Origin of the sequence: Lentzea albida (assembly GCF_900111005.1) — a bacterium.
GTDB classification, from domain to species: Bacteria; Actinomycetota; Actinomycetes; order Mycobacteriales; family Pseudonocardiaceae; genus Lentzea; species Lentzea albida.
On sequence record NZ_FOFV01000027.1, the window covers coordinates 70868 to 88119 of the forward strand.

Below are 17252 nucleotides of genomic sequence, written 5' to 3' on the forward strand. Positions count from 1 at the left end.
ACGCCCGCCTCACCCGCGCGGAACGAGACTGCGCAGGCACAGCAACAGGGTGCGGGCCTGGATGTTGACGTAGAAGCTGTGCCGCAACAGCTCTTCGTACTGGTGCAGGGTCAGCCACCGGTACTCGGGGTCGTCCCGTGCCACGTCGGCGTCGGTCTCCACGACCAGGTACCGGTTTCGGGCGCCGAGGAACCGGCCGCCCTCCTCGGACAGCACGGCGTCGAAGCGGATCCTGGTCGAGCCGAGCACCTCGTCGAGGAACCGGGGCCGCACCGGCAGGTGCTCGTGCGCCTCCGGCACGCACTGCACAGTGGGCGCCAGCTCGGTCACGTCGGCGTAGCCCGCCTCGGTGCGCGCGTGGGTGAGCACGTGCAGCACACCGCCGATCTCCTTGACCAGGAACGCGATCACCCCCGTGCCGACCGGTTCGATCAACGGCTGGGACCAGGCTCCGACCTCACGCCCGCCTGCCCGCACGTCCACGCCCACGACGGTGAAGAACCTGCCGTGGCGGTGCGCGATGACGCCGTTCTCGCGCGTCCAGTCCGGCAGTCCGGCCAGCGGGCCGAGGGAGACCTGGAGGTCGGTGCGCGTGCGGACCTCGGTGATCCAGCTCAGCACGTCCCCGATCGTGTGCACGCCGGGAGCGGCCGGATCTCCCGACCGGATCAGGGCTTCGCTGAACGGGTCGGTGGCCGCCGCGGCGAGGGCCGCGCCGCCGCCGGGCAGGCACGCCAGCACCGTGCGGGCGTCCATGTTCACCAGGTCCGGCACGGTCATCAGGCCCGCGATCTCGCCGAGGGTGAACCAGCGGAACCCCTCGCGCACCTCGATCTCGCCGTCGACCTCGACGACCATGTTGCGGTTGCGCTTGCGGTAGAACCACGCGCCCTGCTCGGACTGCCGGATGTCCACCAGGACGTGGTGGCCGGAGGTGTCGCGGAAGTGCTCCAGGTAGGGGATGGGCTTGCCCTGGTGCACGCGGGTGTAGTTGCTGCGGGTGGCCTGCACCGTCGGCGACAGCTGCAGGCCGTTGACGTTGCCCGGTTCGTGCTTGGCCTGCATCAGGCACTGCAGCACGCCGTCGACCTCGCGCACCAGGATGCCGAGGATGCCGATCTCCGGCTGGTTGATGATCGGCTGCGACCAGTGCGGCACGAGCGCGCCCGGCAGGTCGACGGTGAGCGCCTCGACGCTGAAGAACCGGCCGCTGTGGTGGCGCAGGGTGCCGGTGCCCGGTTCGGTGAGCCAGCCCGCGAGGCCGTCCAGCGGCACGCGCTCGACGCTCATCCAGCTGTGTTCGGCGGTGCGGGCGAGCCAGGCGTGCACGGCCTCGGCGTCACGCGCGGCGAGCATCGACTCGGCCAGGCGCGTCGGGGTGGGTCGGCGGGTGGGCGCGGTCACCTGGTGTGCTCTCCTCTGCTCAGGCGGCGTGTACCGGCAGCAGCCCGGTGCTGCGTGCCAGGGCCAGGCCCGGTGCCGTGCGGTCGCGTTCGGACAGCACGGCGTCGGCGGGCACGGGCAGCGCCAGGTCCGGGTCCACGATGGACACGGCCAGCTCGTCCGCGGGGTCGTAGCCGCGGGACAGCAGGTAGTGCACGGTGGAGTGGTCGTCCAGGGCGAGGAACGCGTGACCGAGTCCGGGCGGGAGGTAGACGGCGCGGAAGCCGTCGCCCGTCAGCTCGACGGAGTCCCACTCGCCGAACGTCGGCGAGCCGACCCGCAGGTCCACCACGATGTCCAGCACGCGCCCGCGGGAACAGGTCACGTACTTCGCACAACCCGGTGCCGTGCGGGCGTAGTGCACTCCGCGGGCGACCCCGCGGCGCGACACGCTGGCGCTGGCCTGGGCCACGGCGAACAGCGGTGCCCCGACCGCCTCGGCGAACACCTCGTGCTGGAACGGGGAGACGAACAGGCCGCGGTCGTCCGGGAACACCTCGGGCTCGAACTCCCAGGCTCCGCCGACAGAGAGTGCGCGGGCTTTCATCGACGACCTCCGTCTCAGGACGGTGATCAGCGTGCAGAGGCCCGAACCGCGCGGTCAACCAGCTTAGGGGACCCCTAACCGCAGTTAGGGGTCCCCGGTCACGTTCTGTCCACAGAGGACTGGACAAGGTGGGCGACGGTCCTCGGCACGGCCTCGGTCAGGGGGATCCGGGCCCGCCACCCGGTGGCCAGGGTGAGGCCGGCCGGGTCGGCCACGAGGCTGCGGAAGTCCGACGCGGTGGCGTACGGCGGTGGCGGCACCGACCGCACCGGCACGGCCGGACGACCGGTCAGGTCCGCTGCGGTGGCGGCGACGAGCTCGAACAACGCGCGTACCGCGATCCCGGTGCCCGAGCCGGCGAGCCACGCCCGTCCGGCCAGCCGATCGGCGTGAGCCACGGCCGCCACGAACGCCTCGGCGACGTCCTCGACGAACACCAGGTCGCGCCGCACGTCCCCGGCCCCCCACACGGTCAGGGGCTCACCGGCGAGCGCACGCCGCGCCATCGTGGTCACCACGCCCCGGTCCGGCGAGCCGGTGGAGGGGCCGAACACGGTGGGCAGCCTCAAGGAGCAGCCACCCGCGTCGAGCACGAGCCGTTCGGCGGCGCACTTCTGCCGGTCGTACTCCGACTCGGGGTGGTCGGTCTCGGTGCCGTCGATCCGCTCCGGCGCGCCCGGCCCCACCTGCGAGGTGGAGCCGGCGAACACGACGGGGCCCCGCGCCGCGTCCACCGCCTCGGCGACGATGCCGACGTTGACCCTGGCGGCGTCGGCCGCACCGCCGCCGGCGACCCGCCAGGTGCCACCACCGGTGAACAGCACCAGCGGCAGCACCACGTCCGCGCCCGCGACCGCGGCGGCCACCGCGCCGGGCTCGGTGAGGTCGGCCGCGACGACCTCGGCCCGGAACGGTGGCACGCCGGGATTGCGCGCCACCACCCGCACCCGCGCGCCCCGCGTCGCCAGCCGTGCGGACACCGCGGAACCCACGAACCCCGACCCGCCGAGCACCGCGACGAGCGCGCCGGACAGTTCCCCCGGCACGCTCACACCACGTGGACCACGGGCACGTACAGGATCCACTTGCCGCCCGCCTCGCGGAACTCCTGCTCCTTCGCCATGATCTCCGCGGCGTGGTTCCAGGCGAACAGCAGCGCGTAGCCGGGGTAGGGGTCGGCGAAGGCGGCCGACGGGCGCACCGGGATGCCCGAGCCGGGCGCCAGCCTGTGCTGCTTGGCGGGCGTGGTGTCGCTGATGAACTCGACCAGGTCCGGTCCGATGCCGCAGAAGTTCGCGGTGGTGGCGCTCTTGGCGGTCGCGCCGTAGCCGACGACCCGTTCTCCCTTCGCCTTCAGCTCCTCCAGCAGCGCCACGAGGTCGGTGCGGATCGCGCGGACCCGGTCCGCGAACCCGTCCAGGACGGCGCGGTCGTGCAGGCCGCGCGCCTCCTCCTCGGCGAGCAGGGCGGCGACGGCGGGGGAGGGCGTGCGCGCACCCGGCAGCGCCAGGGTGTAGCGCACCTCGCCGCCGTGCACCGGAAGCCGTTCGACGTCGACCAGCTCCAGACCGTGCCGGCGGGCCATGCCGTCCACGGAGGTGGCGCTGAACAGGAAGAAGTGCTCGTCGTAGATCTGGTCGAACGAGGTCTTCTCGACGATGTCGCCGAGGTACGGGTCCTCGAAGACGAACGCCCCACCGGGCTTGAGCAGAGCCACGACGCCGCGCAGGATCGAGTCCGCGTAAGGGATGTGGCAGAACGTGTTCGCGGCGTACACGAGGTCGGCCGGGCCGTCCTGGTCGCGGATGGACAGTGCGGTGGCCTCTTCGAAGAAGTCCTTGCGAACCCGCACACCCGCCTCGGCGGCCAGGTCGCCGACCGCGCCGGACGGTTCCACGCCCAGGTGCCGCACGCCCGCCTCCGCGACGGTGCGCAACATGGTGCCGTCGTTGCAGCCCAGCTCGACCACGAACGGGTCCTCGCCCGCCAGTTCGGTGCTCAGGAAACGCTCGGCCAGGGAGTGGAAGTGCTCGCGCATCACCGCGGACCCCTGGGACAGATAGGGGTAGTCCTGGTGGAACATCTTCTCCCGGGGCACCTCCTCCATCAGCTGCACCATCGCGCACTCCGCGCAGGCGCCCACGGCGAGGCGGTAGGTGAACTCGGTGGAGGTGTCGGAGGGCAGCCGGAACGCGTCGGACAGCGGCTGGTCGCCGAGGTCGAGGAACTCGGTGACCGTCCCGGCGCAGACGCGGCAGGTGGACTGGTTGGGCATGGGCGGGTTCTTTCTACTCGGGTGGTGCACGGATCACCCTCGGGCTTCGGAGGTCCGTGGGCCGGTGCCGGTCCGCTGGGACAGGCGGTGCGGCAGGTCCGCCCGGCTGCGCATGCCGAGCTTGCGGTAGACCCTGGTGAGGTGTTGCTCGACCGTGCTGACGGTGATGTAGAGGATTCCGCTGATCTCGCGGTTCGTGTGGCCCTTCGCGGCGAGCTCGGCCACGCGCAGCTCGGAGTCGCTCAGTACCGATCGCCCGTCGCCGGTGTCGCCGTCCTCCCAGTCGATCGGGATGGGCAGGGCGCCGGAGTACGAGGCCTTGGTCTCGGCCGCCGCCGTCCGGGACAGTTCGCGGGCCTCGGCGTGCTCGCCCAGGGTGTCGAGCGCCTCCCCGAGGTCGGACAGGGCGCGGGCCAGCTCGACCCGGTCGCCTGCCCGCCGCAGGTGCCGCACGGCCTCGCGCAGGAGCGCGGGTCGCTCGGCGAGCTCGCCCGCGGCGGCGAGGACCCGCAGTGCCGCGCCGCGCGTGCGGCGGTCGCCGGCCGGCAGGAGCATCTGCTCGCTGATCAGTTCACGAGCCGCCTCCGGCCGGCCGAGGGTGAGGTTGGCCTGGGCGAGGCCGCAGCGCCACGGCGCGAGCACCGGCAGGTCGACGCGCCACTCGCGCATCCGGGTGCCGCAGTTCTGGAAGTCGCTGATGGCGGCCAGCACCCGCCCGACGGCGAGGTTGCCGGTGCCGCGGGCGTGCAGGTAGCGCAGGCCGGCGGCCGTGGCGAACATGGCGTCGGGCACGCGCACCCGCATCACGTCGGAGATCACGCGGTGCCGGCCGAGCGCGGTGTTGGCGTCCAGCAGGACGGCCAGCGGGTAGCCGATGGACAGGCCCCAGCCCTGGTGCGGCAGCAGGGCGAGCGCGGTCTCCGCGCGTGCGGCGGCCACCACCACCTCCCCGCGCCGCAGGGCGATGTCGGCCCGGAGGACCTCCAGGACCGCCTGCCAGGTCACCGCGCCACCGCGGACGGCCTCGGCGGTGAGCCGGTCGCACCACCGCTCGGCCCGGTCGGGGTGGCCGCCGTGGGACAGGACCAGCAGGGCGGTGAGCACGACCTCCAGCGACATGTCGCCGAGTCGGCAGCTGCGCAGGACGTGTTCGGCGCTGGCGATGGCGTCGGGGTGGAACTCGGCGGTCCAGAACGTGCCGATGGCCTGCGCGGCGGCCACCCACGGGTCCGCGTCGGCCACCAGGTCGGTGGCCACGGCGGTCGCCGGGCCGAGGCCGTGGAACCACTGGCAGACGATCCGCAGCTCGGCCGCGCTCTGCGCGTCCAGCATGCCGGGGTTGTCCTGCAACACGGCGAGCGCGCGCACGGCCGTGGCCTCGTCCCCGATCCACAACGCGTGGTGCACGACGGTCATGGCGTCCCGGCCGCCCAGCCGGCCCGCCCACATCGCCTCGTGCAGGGGCTCCATGTGCACGACGGCGGCGGCCGGGTTGACCCGCCACAGCGCACGGACCAGGACGCTGGTGACGCCCAGCCGCTCCTCCGGCTCGACCACGGGCAGCGCGGGTTCCAGGTAGCGCACGGCCGCTGCCACGTCGTCGCCCATGAGCGCCTCTTCGGCGGCGATGCGCAGCACGGAGACCGGCCAGCCCGGCGCGACCCGGTCGGCGGCCACGAGGTGGTCGGCCACCACGGCCGCCGCGGCACCGCGCTGGTAGAGCAGTTCGGCGGCGCGGGAGCGCAGCCGCACCCGTTCGGCGCCCGGTGTGCTGTCGAGGACCGCCGGCCCCGCGCCGGGGTGGCGGAAGCGGCCGTCGGCCAGCAGGCCCGCGGCGGTGAGCACGTCGACCGCCTGCTCGACGGCTTCGGGCGTGGTGCCGGCCAGCCGGCCGAGCAGGACCGGCGTGCGCTCCTCCCCGAGCACGGCGATGGCGCGCGCGACCTCGAGCAGCCCCGCCTCCCAGCGGTGCAGGCACTCGAGCAACGCGCGCCTGAACGCGGGACCGACCTGGTCGGTGCAGGTCTCGTGCCCGGCCTCGTGGTCTTCGACGAGGGCTCGGACCAGCATCGGGTTCCCGCCGCTCAGGGCGTGCCAGGCAGGTGCGAGCGCGCCGGGGTCGGGCACCCGGTCGCGCAGCAGGTCGGCGATCCCGCGCACCGACAGCGGCGCGAGCCGGATGCGGTGGTGCGGCCGCCGGGTCAGTTCGGCGTGGAAGAGCGGCAGCGTCGGCTGCGGCTGCTGCCACTCGGCGAGCACGACGACCACCCGCCCGGCCCTCATCCGCCGCCGCAGGTAGAGGATGAATTGCAACGAGGAGCTGTCGGCGAATTGTACGTCGTCCACGCACAACACGACCGGGCGTTCCCGCGACAATTCAAGAAGGATTTGACACAATTCGTGCACGGGTCGCACGTAAGAATGTTGTGTTCTGCGCACGTCCGTTCCGGGTTCGGCCACGGTCGCAGCGATCGGCGTGATGAGGTGGGAGACGCGGTCGGCTAATTCCGGCGGCAGTCCGGCGCCGTGGAACAACTGGTCGATGACACCTGCCTGGAGGGGACGCTCGGCAGGCGCGCCCGTCGCGGTCAGCAACAACGCCCCCGAGGCGGCGGCATGCCGCTGGAATCGCTGCAGCAACTCCGTCTTCCCGCTGGCTAAACCGCCGCTGACCAGCGCGAGTCTGCCTGTTCCCGCCGAGCATTCGGCGAGCAGGCCGACCAGTTCAACGAGTGCGTCGTCATGGTCCGTCGGCACCAATCGTCCAGTTCCCTCCAGCACGGTCACCGATGGTCTTTCCGCTGCAGCGCACCCCCAGGTGGACGCTTTATAGCACGGTTGCCCGATCTTTCCAGCGCCTTTGGCAGCATCTCTTGAGAACAGCTATAGGAACGTGTTCCAGGCGCGTCTCGAAGCTATTGGTTTTATGAATCCGAATCTGCCTGACCTCGTCTCAACAGGTGGCAAACGGGTCAGTCGGTACGGCCGAATCGCGGAGCGCCGAACCTCGGTCGCGCAACGGTGGAGCGTTCTGTAGCACAGCTCGAGCGGGGCATCGTCGTGATTATCGGATCCGTGTCGGAACCGTAGTCGCGCCTCCTGGGCGGGGTGCGCCAGACCGGGGTGCCGCGGCGGGGGCCACGGCCAAGATCCACAACTCGGTGCCGGGGGTTCCCCGAGTCGATGGAGGACAATTGACATGGGTAACCGATACATCGGTGGAGCGGTGAATCTTTCCCACGAACCGGACATAACACCGAATAGGTGACTCCGGCACACACGCGCAAACCGGCCATTTCCTTGCGCATCGCGACGCGTGGGCGATCAGATGATCGCGAGCGCGCCCACGCCCTTCCGGCCGCGGTCGTCTTTCCGGTGAGCGTTGATGACCGTGCGCGCCTTGGTACCGGCGGGCACGCGCGCCACGCAGGTGGCCGGGCCGGTGACGAGGGGCCGGGTGGTGGACATGCTGCTCCTCCAAGCCTTCGGGTGATCGCAAGTTACCGAGACGTGCAGCTCGGCGCAGTGGGTCGAACAACCGACATGCAAGCGGCGGCAGACCGCCGGCGACCGGCTCGCCGAACCCCACAGGTTCTCCCGCGGGTCGTCAAGGTGCCGGTCAGCGGCCGGTCGCGGACCTGTCACACCGCCGCTGTGCACGCGACGCTCCTGAGCGGGTGGTGCGCAACGACGGTGCCGCCCGGACGAGGAGGGGGAATGATGAGACGACTGACCACGATCATCGTCACCGCCGCGGTGGTGGCAGCGGGACTGCTGGGAGGTGGCGGCACCGCGGCCGCCGAGCCGGACGTCGGGGTCCAGGCGACGTGCCTGGACAACGGCAACGATCTCGTGCCGTCCCGCAGCGAGGTGCTGCGCCGGGCGCGGTCGTGGCTGGCCCGCGTCGACACCACTGCCGACCCGATCAACTATTACGGCGACTTCGTGCCGTACTCGCAGTCTTCCTGCCACAACAACAGTTACGGCTCGTACCGGCAGGACTGTTCCGGGTTCCTGGCCATGGCCTGGGGGATGGGTGGCCTGGGGAACGCCTGGTACACGGGCAACCTGCGGCCGGCGCACTCCAGCGGGCGGACCGTCTCGATCGCCCAGTCGCAGCTCGCGCCAGGTGACGCGCTGCTGCTGCACATCGCGGACAGCGACCCCAACAACGACCACGCCGCCCTGTTCGTGGCGTGGGTCTCCGGCGGCGCGCTGGTGTACGAGCAGACCGGGGCGGTCGACCGGACCCGGGCGGCCGTCTGGTCTCAGTCCAAGGTCAACTCCTACTCCCCGATCCGCTACGCGAAGCTCGCGAACGACGTCGTGTCCGGCCAGCTGGGCCGGTTGAACCTCGTCGGCGACGACGGGGCACTGAGCTGGTACCGGCACACCGGCTGGTCCTCGGGCACGCCGAGCTGGGAGTCCTCGTTCACCGCGGGCACCGGGTTCCAGTACTTCGACAAGCTCGTCGCCGCGGACCGGACCCTGTTCGGTGTCCGCCCGAACGGCGACATGCAGTGGTACCGCTACGACACAGACCAGGGGTTCGCCGCGGCCAGCGGCGCGCTGATCGGCAACGGGTGGAACACCTTCAAGTTCGTCGTCTCCGCCGGCGCGGGGGTCATCTACGGCGTCTCGTGGACCGGCGCGCTGCACTGGTACCGGTATCGCGGAACGCCTGGTTCCGGCGGTTCCTGGGCACCGAACTCCGGCAAGGTCATCGGGTCGGGCTGGCACACGTTCCGCTCGATCACCGCGGCCAACGGGGTGCTCTACGCCATCGGACACGACGGATCGCTGCGGTGGTACCGGTATCTCACGCCGGACGACGGGTCGGGCGCCGGGTGGGCCGGAAACAGCGGGGCGGGCATCGGGTCCGGCTGGGTCGAGGGGGTCTGCAACTACCAGACCGTTCTCGCGGCCGGTGACGGCCGGATCTACGCCGCCGACCAGGCAGGAGTCCTCCGCTGGTGGCACCACACCGATCCGGTGAACGGCTCGGCCAGTTGGGCACCCGTCGCACCATGTGGCAACACGGTCGGCTCCGGCTGGCTGTGAGGTAGGACGGAGGTCTGCGAGGGGGGACCTCCTGAGCGGTGGAGCGGGTCGACCGGCTCGCTCTACCGCTCGACCAGCACGTCCGGATCGCAGTGGCAGCCCCACGAACGGCGCCAGGTGTCGAGCTCTCCCGCTTCCCTTGTGCGGTGGGCGCGGAAGATGGTCATGGCCTCCGCCCAGTGCTGGTGGGCCCGGGTGCAGTCCGATGCGACGGCATGTGCCGCCCCGATGTCCCGGAGGGTGCGGGCCTGCCAGAGGCGGAGGTGGAGGTGACGCCAGATCGTCATGGCCTGGGCCAGCCAGTGCAGGGCGGACTCGGCGTCGCCTTCCGCCAGGTGCAGTTCGCCGATCGTGCGGAGCACGAGCGCGACTCCGAGGCGGTCCTGGTGTTCTCGGCACACGCGAAGGCTGTTCAGCAGCACCGGTCTCGCCCGGTCGGTCGCGCCGCGGCGGATCCAGACCTTCGCCAGTGCCTGCGAGGTGTAGCACCGCAGGTGCCGGTCGCCGGTCGTCTCGATGATCCGGTGTGCTCGTTCGCAGAACTGTTCGGCCGGCTCGTGTTCGTCGCGGGCCCGGTGGATCAAGCCGATGCCCCGGATCGCGATCGCCTCGCCGCGGTGGTGTCCGATGCGGCGGTACTGGCGTGCCGCTTCTTCCAGGTGGTGTGCCGCCAGTTCGTCGTGGCCCAGTTCCCGGTGTGCGTGGCCGATTCCGTAGAGCGCGTGCGCGACGCCGTGCCAGTCGCCCAGTGCGGACAAGGCTTCCCGGGCTCGTTCGTGGTACAGCAGGGCCAGGTCGTGTTCGCCCAGCTCGCGGTGGGCCGTGCCGATGCCGTTGGTCGCGACCGCTTCGCCGTGCGGGTTCCCGCCCGCGCGGAAGCGGTCGATGGCCAGCTGGAAGTGGTGCTTCGCTTCGGCGAAGCGGTCTTCGGTGTACCGGAGCTGACCGAGGCCGCATTCCAGCGCGGCCCGTCCCGAGTCGTTGCCGGCCGCGTCCGCGGCGGCGCAGGCCGCGGCGTGGGTGCGGTCCCAGCCGTCGAACCGGTTGTAGGTGCCGAAAACGGCGAACACCAGGGCCTCCGCCAGTGCGCACGCGAGCCGGTCCAGTCCGAGCGCGCTCGCCCGCTCGACCATCGCGACCAGCATCGGTTCCTCGTCGAGCAGTTCGGGCCCGTAGCCTCCGTCGACCGCGAGCCAGCTCGGGTCCAGGTCCGGCTGGTACAGGCGGCGCACGGCCACCGGCAGGTGCTCGGCCACCGCCTCGACCGCCCGCAGCGCCTGGGTGATCGCGCGCGCCACGGCCGTCGTGCGGTCCTCGGCGCTCTCCTCCGCCTCCGCGCACTCCCTGGCGTAGATCCGGACGAGGTCGTGCATGCGGTACCGGATCCGGCCGCCCGTCTTCGAGATGTACTCGACCAGCCGTGCGTCGGCGAGCCGGTCGAGGACGTCCTCCGCCGCGGCGACGGGCACGGCGAGCAGCGCGGCGGCGGTCGACGCCGCGAAGTCGGACGGGTCGAGGAAACCGAGCAGCCGGAAAGCCCGTTTGCCCGTCTCGTCGAGTCCGTGGTAGCTGACCGCCAGCGACGAGCGCACGCCGAACTCGCCGAGCCGGAGCTCGTCCAGCCTGCGCCGCTCGTCACGCATCCGGCCCACCAGCGTCGCGACCGGCCACTGTGGACGGTTGGCCAGCCGCGCGCCCGCGATCCGCACCGCCAGCGGAACCCGGTCGCACAGCCGCACGAGGGTTTCCGCGGCACCCGGATCCTGGCTGAGCCGGGTGTCGCCGATGATGTGCCGGAGCAACCCCAGGGCGTGCGACTCGCTCATCGCCTGGACGTCGAGCGTGATCACCCCTGGCAGACCGGCGACCGGCGCACGGCTGGTGATGATCACCCCGCAGCCGGGGTGGCCCGGCAGGAGCGGCGCCACCTGCTCGAGGCCGCCCGCGTCGTCGAGCACGACCAGGACGCGCCGGGCGGCGAGGGTCAGCCGGTACCGCTCGACCTTCTCGTCGAGGCTGCGCGCCGACGCGGCGGCCGACTCGTTGAGCGCGTGCAGCAACCGCCCGAGCGCCTCGTCGGGAGGCACCGGGTTCGCTTGTGTCCCGCGGAGGTTGATGAACATGCCACCGTCGGGGTAGATCCGGCGCAGGCGGTGGGCGACGTGCACCGCGACCGTCGTCTTGCCCATCCCGGCCGCGCCGGCCAGCGCGACCACCGGAACCGCGGTGCCGGCCGCCTGCCGCTCGGCCAGCCGCGCCTCCATGACCGCGATCTGCTCGTCCATCCCGGTGAAGTCGGCCGTGTCCGACGGCAGGGAGAAGACCGGCGGCGGCCGCCGCGCCACCACGTCGGCGTCGTCCTCGGCGAGCGCGGACTCGACGAAGGCGTCGCGGTCCTCGCCCGTCAGGTTCAGCCCGTCCGCCAGCAGCCGCACGGTGTCGTGGCGGGGACGGCGGATGAGACCGTTCTCGAGCTTTCGGATGGTGCGCACGCCCAGACCGGACCGCTCGGCAAGCGCCTCCTGGGTGAGACCGGCACGCCGACGCCGAGCACGCAAGACCGAACCGAACACCCGCCCCTCCTGGCTACCTCGGCTCCCGGGAGAGCCTACCGTCGGCGTGCTCCCAACTCAGCAAGGTTCGGGAACGTCAGGTTTCCGCATGGCCGAGCAAGAGACTTGCGCCCACGCCCCCAGTTCGCTCGTCGATGTCGTTGGTGTGTACGTCGTCGGCGACCATGCGGGCGGATCGTTCAGCGGGCGCAGGGCCAACTCAAAGGCCAACTCGTAGGTCTCCTCCCGTCCGCATCGCGCGGCCGCATTGGTACTCCTCGTCGAGGTCGTGCACACCGATCTGATCGACGACCAGCTTCCGGGTGATCTCGGTCTGCTGCCGGAACGGTTCAGCTCGGTGGCAACGGATCCGGCGCGTTCCGGCAGTCAGGTCGCCACCCCCTGCAACACCGGAGCGCGTCGCCCTACGGCACGGGCGCGCTGACGGGCTGCTCCGTCCGGCCGCTGCTCGCGGCGGCCACGAAGCCGATCATCACCAGGCCGAAGCTCACCAGGCCGAGCGCCAGCACGATCCCGCCGTGCAGCACGACGGCGAACGCCAGGGCGGCGCGGCGCGACCGGGAATTCCCGAGCACGCAAATCACGATCGCCGATTCGAGCAGGATCGTCCCCCACGTGATCGCGGGGGACAGGAGTGCCGAATCCGCGAACGGCACGAGCAGCGAACCGGTTCCGAAATACGCGTCCTGCATCACATGGTGCATCGCGCTGCCGTCGCGCCATTCCGGTTCCCGGAGTTTGATCCAGACCGCCTGGCCGTAGACGAGCACGACTTGCACTCGAACGGCCCAATGGGCGATCCAGGACGCGCCGCTCCACCACGCCGGTAATGGCGTGTCCGGACGTGTCCAGTGCCAGACGCGATCGTCGGCGAGGCACAGCGGGATCAACAGAAGGGTGACGATTCGGGCCACGTTCTCGCCGCCGTTGGGCACGTGCATCGCGGCGGCGAGACTGAAGGTCGCGTACCACTGCGGAATGCACGTCCAGCGCGGTCGGTAACCCGAGGCCGCGAGCACGAGTGCGGCGATCGTGAGCAGTCGGACAACGGTCTGCGCGACCGGAGAAGTGTCCGCGCACCAGAGCGAAAGGGCGCGCAGACCGTCGCATCGGGGGCCGATCGGTCCATTCGGCACGGCAGGGAACAAGTCGGTGTCCGAGGTGAACACGAGTGCGGACAGTTCCGCGATCGCGACCAGCGACCGGGCGACGCCGAGGGCTCGCGTACGGGGTTCGAACGCGAGCGCGCGGGCTACCGCGGTGCGCACGTGAGTTCCACGGGGACGACTCGGACGACGTGCCGGGTCGTGCCCTCCCGGCTGGGCCTCTCGACGGCGAAGACGGTGGGTCCGCACGCGGTCGGATCGGTGAAGTAGCTGGTCAAGGGCACCGCGAGAGTGGTGGAGACGACGGCGGCGCAGTCGGCGACCGCCGGTCCGGCGCAGTCCCGCCAGCGGTCCTCCGGCAGCTCCCGTGCCAGGGCCAGCAGCCGGACCAGGTCCGCGTAGGCGCCGCGGTCGAGGCCGCCCAGGTAGTCCCGGTCACCCGCGGTCCGGGTGATCGGGACGAACGTGCCGGCGGCTTTGTCGTGGCGGTACACCACGGTGAACTCGCGCCCCGCCGCATTGGTGAAGAGCTGCATTCCGACGGGCCAGAACAGCCGGAACGCGTCCCGCTGGGCGCTGATTCCCGGTCCGACGACGTCGGCGGGCAACTGGGCGGCAGTGGTCGCGAGCAGAATCACGCCGAGTGCGGCGCCGGTGAAGGCCATGCCTTTCGCGGCACGGGCCTGGGTGTCCATTTCGGTGGACATCGGACCGGAAAACCCGGTCGGTTCAGCACTCGCCCGTCGTGCACGGCCCGATGATGAGTGCCGTCTGGTTGCCGGAATCGACAGGTGTCGTGTCCGCAGCAGAACTGGCAATGGTGATCGCGGCCAGTGCCGCAGCCGCCAATAGCGCGCCGAAGAAACCCGCGGTTCTCATTTCTTGATCCCCTCCCGGATGCGATGAGGAACCTCCCTTCCTCATCACTGCGGAGGGGAATATGACAGCGTTTGTCCACTTCGTCAACTGGTAACCGGGCGTGTGCGAGCGGCTCCGCAGCGTGATTCCAGGCGAGGCTGAATCGGTACAGAGAATCCGGGGTATCTTTCCGCCTCTTGTCCACTCTTAAAGGTGATATCTCCTGTATTCGCCGCGGTGCCACCGATGTCCGCCGACGGCCGACACTGGCGTACTCCGAGACGGAAAGCGTGCGGCTGAATGGATTATCGGATTCTGGGTCCGCTGGAGCTGCGGTCCGGTGGGCGCCCCGTCGCGCTCGGCGGGGAGCGGCAGCGCAAGCTGCTCGCGCTCCTGCTGCTCGGCACCGGCACCGTCGTGTCCTTCGACCGGCTCATCGACGAGCTGTGGGAGGACCCGCCCCAGACCGCCCGCCGCCAGGTCTGCAACGCGGCGGCCGCGGTGCGTCGCGTCGTCACGCGGGGCGGTGGCCACCTGACGACCACCACCCACGGCTACCGTCTCGACCTGCCGGAGGGCAGCCTCGACGCGGACCTGTTCCGCGCCCGGATCCGCGAGGCGGACGTCCTCGCCGGGAGGGGAGAACCGGCGCAGGCCGTGGCGTTGCTGCAGAGCGCGCTCGACCTGTGGCGGGGACCGGTGCTGACCGGGCTCACGTCCCCGTCGATCGACGCGGAGGCCGAGGCGCTGCGGGAGCGGCGGCTGCAGGCGGTGGAGCGGCTCGCCGAGCTGCGGCTGGAGCTGGGGGAGGTGACCTCGCTGCTGGGAGAGCTGATGGGCCAGGTCGCCGAGCACCCGTTGCGGGAGTCGCTGCGCGCCACGCTGATGCGGGCACTGGACCGGGCCGGGCGCCGCGGTGACGCGCTGACCGTGTTCGAGCAGGGTCGCCGGGTGCTGGCCGACGAGCTGGGTGCCGACCCGGGGCCCGAGCTGACCGGCCTGCACGCCGAGTTCCTGCGCGCGCGACCGGTCCTGGTGGCGGAACCCCGCCGGTCGCCGCTCCCGTTCGACATCCCCGACTTCACGGGCCGCGAGTCCGAAGTGGACGCACTGGTCGAGGCGGTCGGCGACCGGGGGCCCGCCATCGTCACCATCGAGGGCATGGGCGGCATCGGCAAGACCGCGCTGGCCGTGCACGTGGCGAACCGGCTGGAGGACCGCTTTCCCGACGGGCGCTGCTACGTCGACCTGCGCGGCTTCACCGCGGACACCGAGCCGCTGGCCGCGGGCGCCGCGCTCGAACTGCTGCTGCGCCAGATCGGCGTGCCGCCGGAGCGCATCCCGGTGGACCCGGCCGCGCGCCGCGACCTGTGGCTGACCGAGGTGTCCGGCCGCCGCCTGCTGGTGGTGCTCGACAACGCCGCCGACGCGGGCCAGGTCCGGCCGCTGCTGCTCGGCGCGTCCCGCTCCGTCGTGCTGGTGGTGAGCCGGTGCCACCTGATGTCGATCGAGGGTGCCGTCCCGGTGTCGCTCGACGTGCTGCCCGCGGCCGACGGGGCGGCGTTGTTCAGCCGGATCGCGGGCCAGGAACGGGCGGACGCCGAACCCGAGGCGGTCGCGGACGTGATCTCGTTGTGCGGCGGGCTCCCGCTGGCGATCCGGATCGCGGCCTCGCGCTTCCGCCGGCGGCCGTGGAGCATCGCCCACCTCGCCGAGCAGCTGCGGGACCGGCAGCGCCGGGCGCGGGCGTTCACCGCGAACGACGTCAGCGTGGCGGGCGTGCTCGCACTGTCGTACCAGCACCTCCCGGCCGACCGGCAGGAGCTGTTCCGGTTGCTGGCGCTCGTGCCCGGCACCGACTTCGACGCCCACGCCGCCGCCGCGCTCGCCGGGGTGCCTGTCTGGGACGCGCAGGACGTGCTGGAGGAGCTCGTCGAGTGCAACCTGCTGATGCAGCGCAGGTCCGACCGCTACTGCCTGCACGACCTCGTCCGCGACTGCGCCCTCGACCTCGCCGACCGCGCCGGCGCACCGTCCGAACTGGACACCGCGCGGCACCGGTTGTTCGACTACTACCTGCACCTCGCCGACGTGCGCGGCCGGCGCTCCCTGCCGGGACGGCGCGGCTTCGAGCCGGACCTCACGTGGCGACCGGAACTGCCCGCCTCCGAGTCCGAAGAGGACGACGTGCGCCAGCTCCGCGCCGAGTACAAGAACATGGTGGCGGTGGCCGGGTACGCGAGCGCACACGGCTGGCACGTGCACGCGTGGCAGCTGCCGTGCCTGCTGATGCCCTACCTGACCCGCGTGGGACTGCGGTCCGGCGTGCTGGAGTTGTCCCGCAACGCGTTGAAGGCCGCGCAGGCGCTCGGCGACCGGTGTGGCGAGTCGATGGCGCTGACGAACATGGCGTTCGCGTTGCGGGAGGAGGGCCGCCACGGCGAGGTGCTCGACTTCCTCGGCCGGGCGATCGCGATCAGCCGCGAGCTGGGCGACCTGCCCGCGGTCGTGGGAGGTCTGCGCGACCTGGGTGCCGCACAGGTGCAGGCGGGCATGCTGACCGACGCCGCCGGCAGCTTCGCGGAGGCCGTCGAGCTCGCGCGGTCCGTCGGCGACCAGCGGGCGGAGGTCAACTCGACCATCGACCTCGGGTTCGTCGACTGCAACCTCGGTCGCCACGCCGAGGCCGACGCCCGGTTCCGCGCCGCACTGGCGATGCACCAGCGCGGCGGGTACACCGGTGGCGAGGTCGTGGTGCTCATCAACCTCGGCTGGCTCGCCCAGCTGCGCGGCCGCGACGGTGAGGCGGCCACCGCGCTCGAACGCGCCGTGCGGCTCAGCCGGGAGATCGGCATGAGCCGGGGCGAGTGCATCTCGTTGGCCTGGCTGGGGGTCACCTACCGCAGGCAGGGCCGGATCGCGGACGCGTTCACCGCCGGCCGGGAGGCCCTGGACTCGGCGCGGCGGATGGACCTGCGCGAGCCCGAGGGCGACGCGCTGAACGGGCTCGGCGAGACCTGCCTGGCCGCCGGTCGGCTGCGCGAGGCCGAGGCCATGTTCCGCGAGGCCGAGGAACTGGCGATGGCGGGCGTGCTGCCGATGGTGCGGGCACGGGCGCACGAGGGTCTCGCCCACGTGGCGGCCCGGCGCAGCGAGCACGAGTGGGCGCGCACGCACTGGGAACGGGCCGTCGAACTCTACCCGGACGGCGCGGTGGACGCGGACAACGCCCGCGCGCACCTGGCCGGCACCGGCACGGGCTGCATGCGGTGCGCGTGCGGGCGGCCCGCGCCCCGCGCGCTGACGGTCGTGCGCGAGGTCGCGAAAGTGAGCTGACCAGCGACGACATCCGTGCATCGGTCATCGATGCGGCACGGATGCACGGCGTT

The 17252-nt window shown here is 71.9% G+C and carries 12 protein-coding genes; 2 read left to right on the forward strand and 10 right to left on the reverse strand.

What is annotated here, in order from left to right; translation table 11 throughout:
- Window positions 1-9 precede the first annotated feature (9 nt).
- The 6 genes from BMY74_RS41140 to BMY74_RS45530 all read right to left on the reverse strand — a co-directional run bounded on the left by BMY74_RS41140 (window position 10) and on the right by BMY74_RS45530 (window position 7733).
- Window positions 10-1404: an NDP-hexose 2,3-dehydratase family protein gene (locus tag BMY74_RS41140; protein ID WP_342718439.1), complete on the reverse strand. Its 1395-nt coding sequence runs from the start codon at window positions 1402-1404 to the stop codon at window positions 10-12.
- A gap of 19 nt (window positions 1405-1423) precedes the next feature.
- Window positions 1424-1990, reverse strand: a complete 567-nt coding sequence (locus BMY74_RS41145) for a dTDP-4-dehydrorhamnose 3,5-epimerase family protein (RefSeq protein WP_089926973.1) — start codon at window positions 1988-1990, stop codon at window positions 1424-1426.
- Window positions 1991-2088: 98 nt separating this feature from the next.
- Window positions 2089-3036 carry an NAD-dependent epimerase/dehydratase family protein gene (locus BMY74_RS41150; protein WP_245786679.1) on the reverse strand — a complete coding sequence of 316 codons (948 nt, stop codon included), beginning with the start codon at window positions 3034-3036 and terminating at the stop codon, window positions 2089-2091.
- 2 nt (window positions 3037-3038) lie between these two features.
- Window positions 3039-4265, reverse strand: coding sequence for a class I SAM-dependent methyltransferase (locus BMY74_RS41155; protein ID WP_089926978.1), 1227 nt, complete (start codon window positions 4263-4265; stop codon window positions 3039-3041).
- A 33-nt stretch (window positions 4266-4298) separates the two neighbouring features.
- Window positions 4299-7052 carry an AAA family ATPase gene (locus tag BMY74_RS41160; RefSeq protein ID WP_342718440.1) on the reverse strand — a complete coding sequence of 918 codons (2754 nt, stop codon included), beginning with the start codon at window positions 7050-7052 and terminating at the stop codon, window positions 4299-4301.
- Window positions 7053-7589: 537 nt separating this feature from the next.
- Window positions 7590-7733 carry a hypothetical protein gene (locus BMY74_RS45530; protein ID WP_177230185.1) on the reverse strand — a complete coding sequence of 48 codons (144 nt, stop codon included), beginning with the start codon at window positions 7731-7733 and terminating at the stop codon, window positions 7590-7592.
- A gap of 249 nt (window positions 7734-7982) precedes the next feature.
- On the opposite strand from BMY74_RS45530, the gene BMY74_RS41165 reads away from it, so the two are divergent.
- A complete protein-coding gene (locus BMY74_RS41165) occupies window positions 7983-9326 on the forward strand; it encodes a tachylectin-related carbohydrate-binding protein (RefSeq protein ID WP_177230186.1) in 1344 nt (447 codons plus the stop codon).
- 62 nt (window positions 9327-9388) lie between these two features.
- On the opposite strand, the gene BMY74_RS41170 is transcribed toward BMY74_RS41165, so the two are convergent.
- The 4 genes from BMY74_RS41170 to BMY74_RS45540 all read right to left on the reverse strand — a co-directional run bounded on the left by BMY74_RS41170 (window position 9389) and on the right by BMY74_RS45540 (window position 13884).
- Window positions 9389-11899: a tetratricopeptide repeat protein gene (locus BMY74_RS41170; RefSeq protein ID WP_089926986.1), complete on the reverse strand. Its 2511-nt coding sequence runs from the start codon at window positions 11897-11899 to the stop codon at window positions 9389-9391.
- 404 nt (window positions 11900-12303) lie between these two features.
- Entirely contained in the window at window positions 12304-13167 is an 864-nt protein-coding gene (locus tag BMY74_RS41175; protein ID WP_089926989.1) for a sporulation-delaying protein SdpB family protein, read from the reverse strand.
- On the reverse strand, window positions 13152-13712 hold the full coding sequence (locus tag BMY74_RS45535; RefSeq protein ID WP_177230187.1) for a hypothetical protein: 561 nt from the start codon (window positions 13710-13712) through the stop codon (window positions 13152-13154). The genes BMY74_RS41175 and BMY74_RS45535 overlap by 16 nt, the downstream gene beginning before the upstream one ends.
- 22 nt (window positions 13713-13734) lie before the next feature.
- The gene (locus tag BMY74_RS45540; protein WP_177230188.1) at window positions 13735-13884 is read right to left on the reverse strand and encodes a hypothetical protein; all 150 of its coding nucleotides are present in this window, start codon (window positions 13882-13884) and stop codon (window positions 13735-13737) included.
- 279 nt (window positions 13885-14163) lie between these two features.
- On the opposite strand from BMY74_RS45540, the gene BMY74_RS41185 reads away from it, so the two are divergent.
- Window positions 14164-17199, forward strand: coding sequence for an AfsR/SARP family transcriptional regulator (locus BMY74_RS41185; RefSeq protein WP_089926996.1), 3036 nt, complete (start codon window positions 14164-14166; stop codon window positions 17197-17199).
- The last annotated feature ends 53 nt before the right edge of the window (window positions 17200-17252 follow it).

Bases quoted from the DNA above. Each gene is read 5' to 3' on its own strand.
- BMY74_RS41145 (WP_089926973.1), bottom strand. From the start codon at position 1,990: ATGAAAGCCCGCGCACTCTCTGTCGGCGGAGCCTGGGAGTTCGAGCCC.
- BMY74_RS41155 (WP_089926978.1), bottom strand. From the start codon at position 4,265: ATGCCCAACCAGTCCACCTGCCGCGTCTGCGCCGGGACGGTCACCGAG.
- BMY74_RS45530 (WP_177230185.1), bottom strand. From the start codon at position 7,733: ATGTCCACCACCCGGCCCCTCGTCACCGGCCCGGCCACCTGCGTGGCG.
- BMY74_RS41165 (WP_177230186.1), top strand. From the start codon at position 7,983: ATGATGAGACGACTGACCACGATCATCGTCACCGCCGCGGTGGTGGCA.
- BMY74_RS45535 (WP_177230187.1), bottom strand. From the start codon at position 13,712: ATGTCCACCGAAATGGACACCCAGGCCCGTGCCGCGAAAGGCATGGCC.
- BMY74_RS45540 (WP_177230188.1), bottom strand. From the start codon at position 13,884: ATGAGAACCGCGGGTTTCTTCGGCGCGCTATTGGCGGCTGCGGCACTG.
- BMY74_RS41185 (WP_089926996.1), top strand. From the start codon at position 14,164: ATGGATTATCGGATTCTGGGTCCGCTGGAGCTGCGGTCCGGTGGGCGC.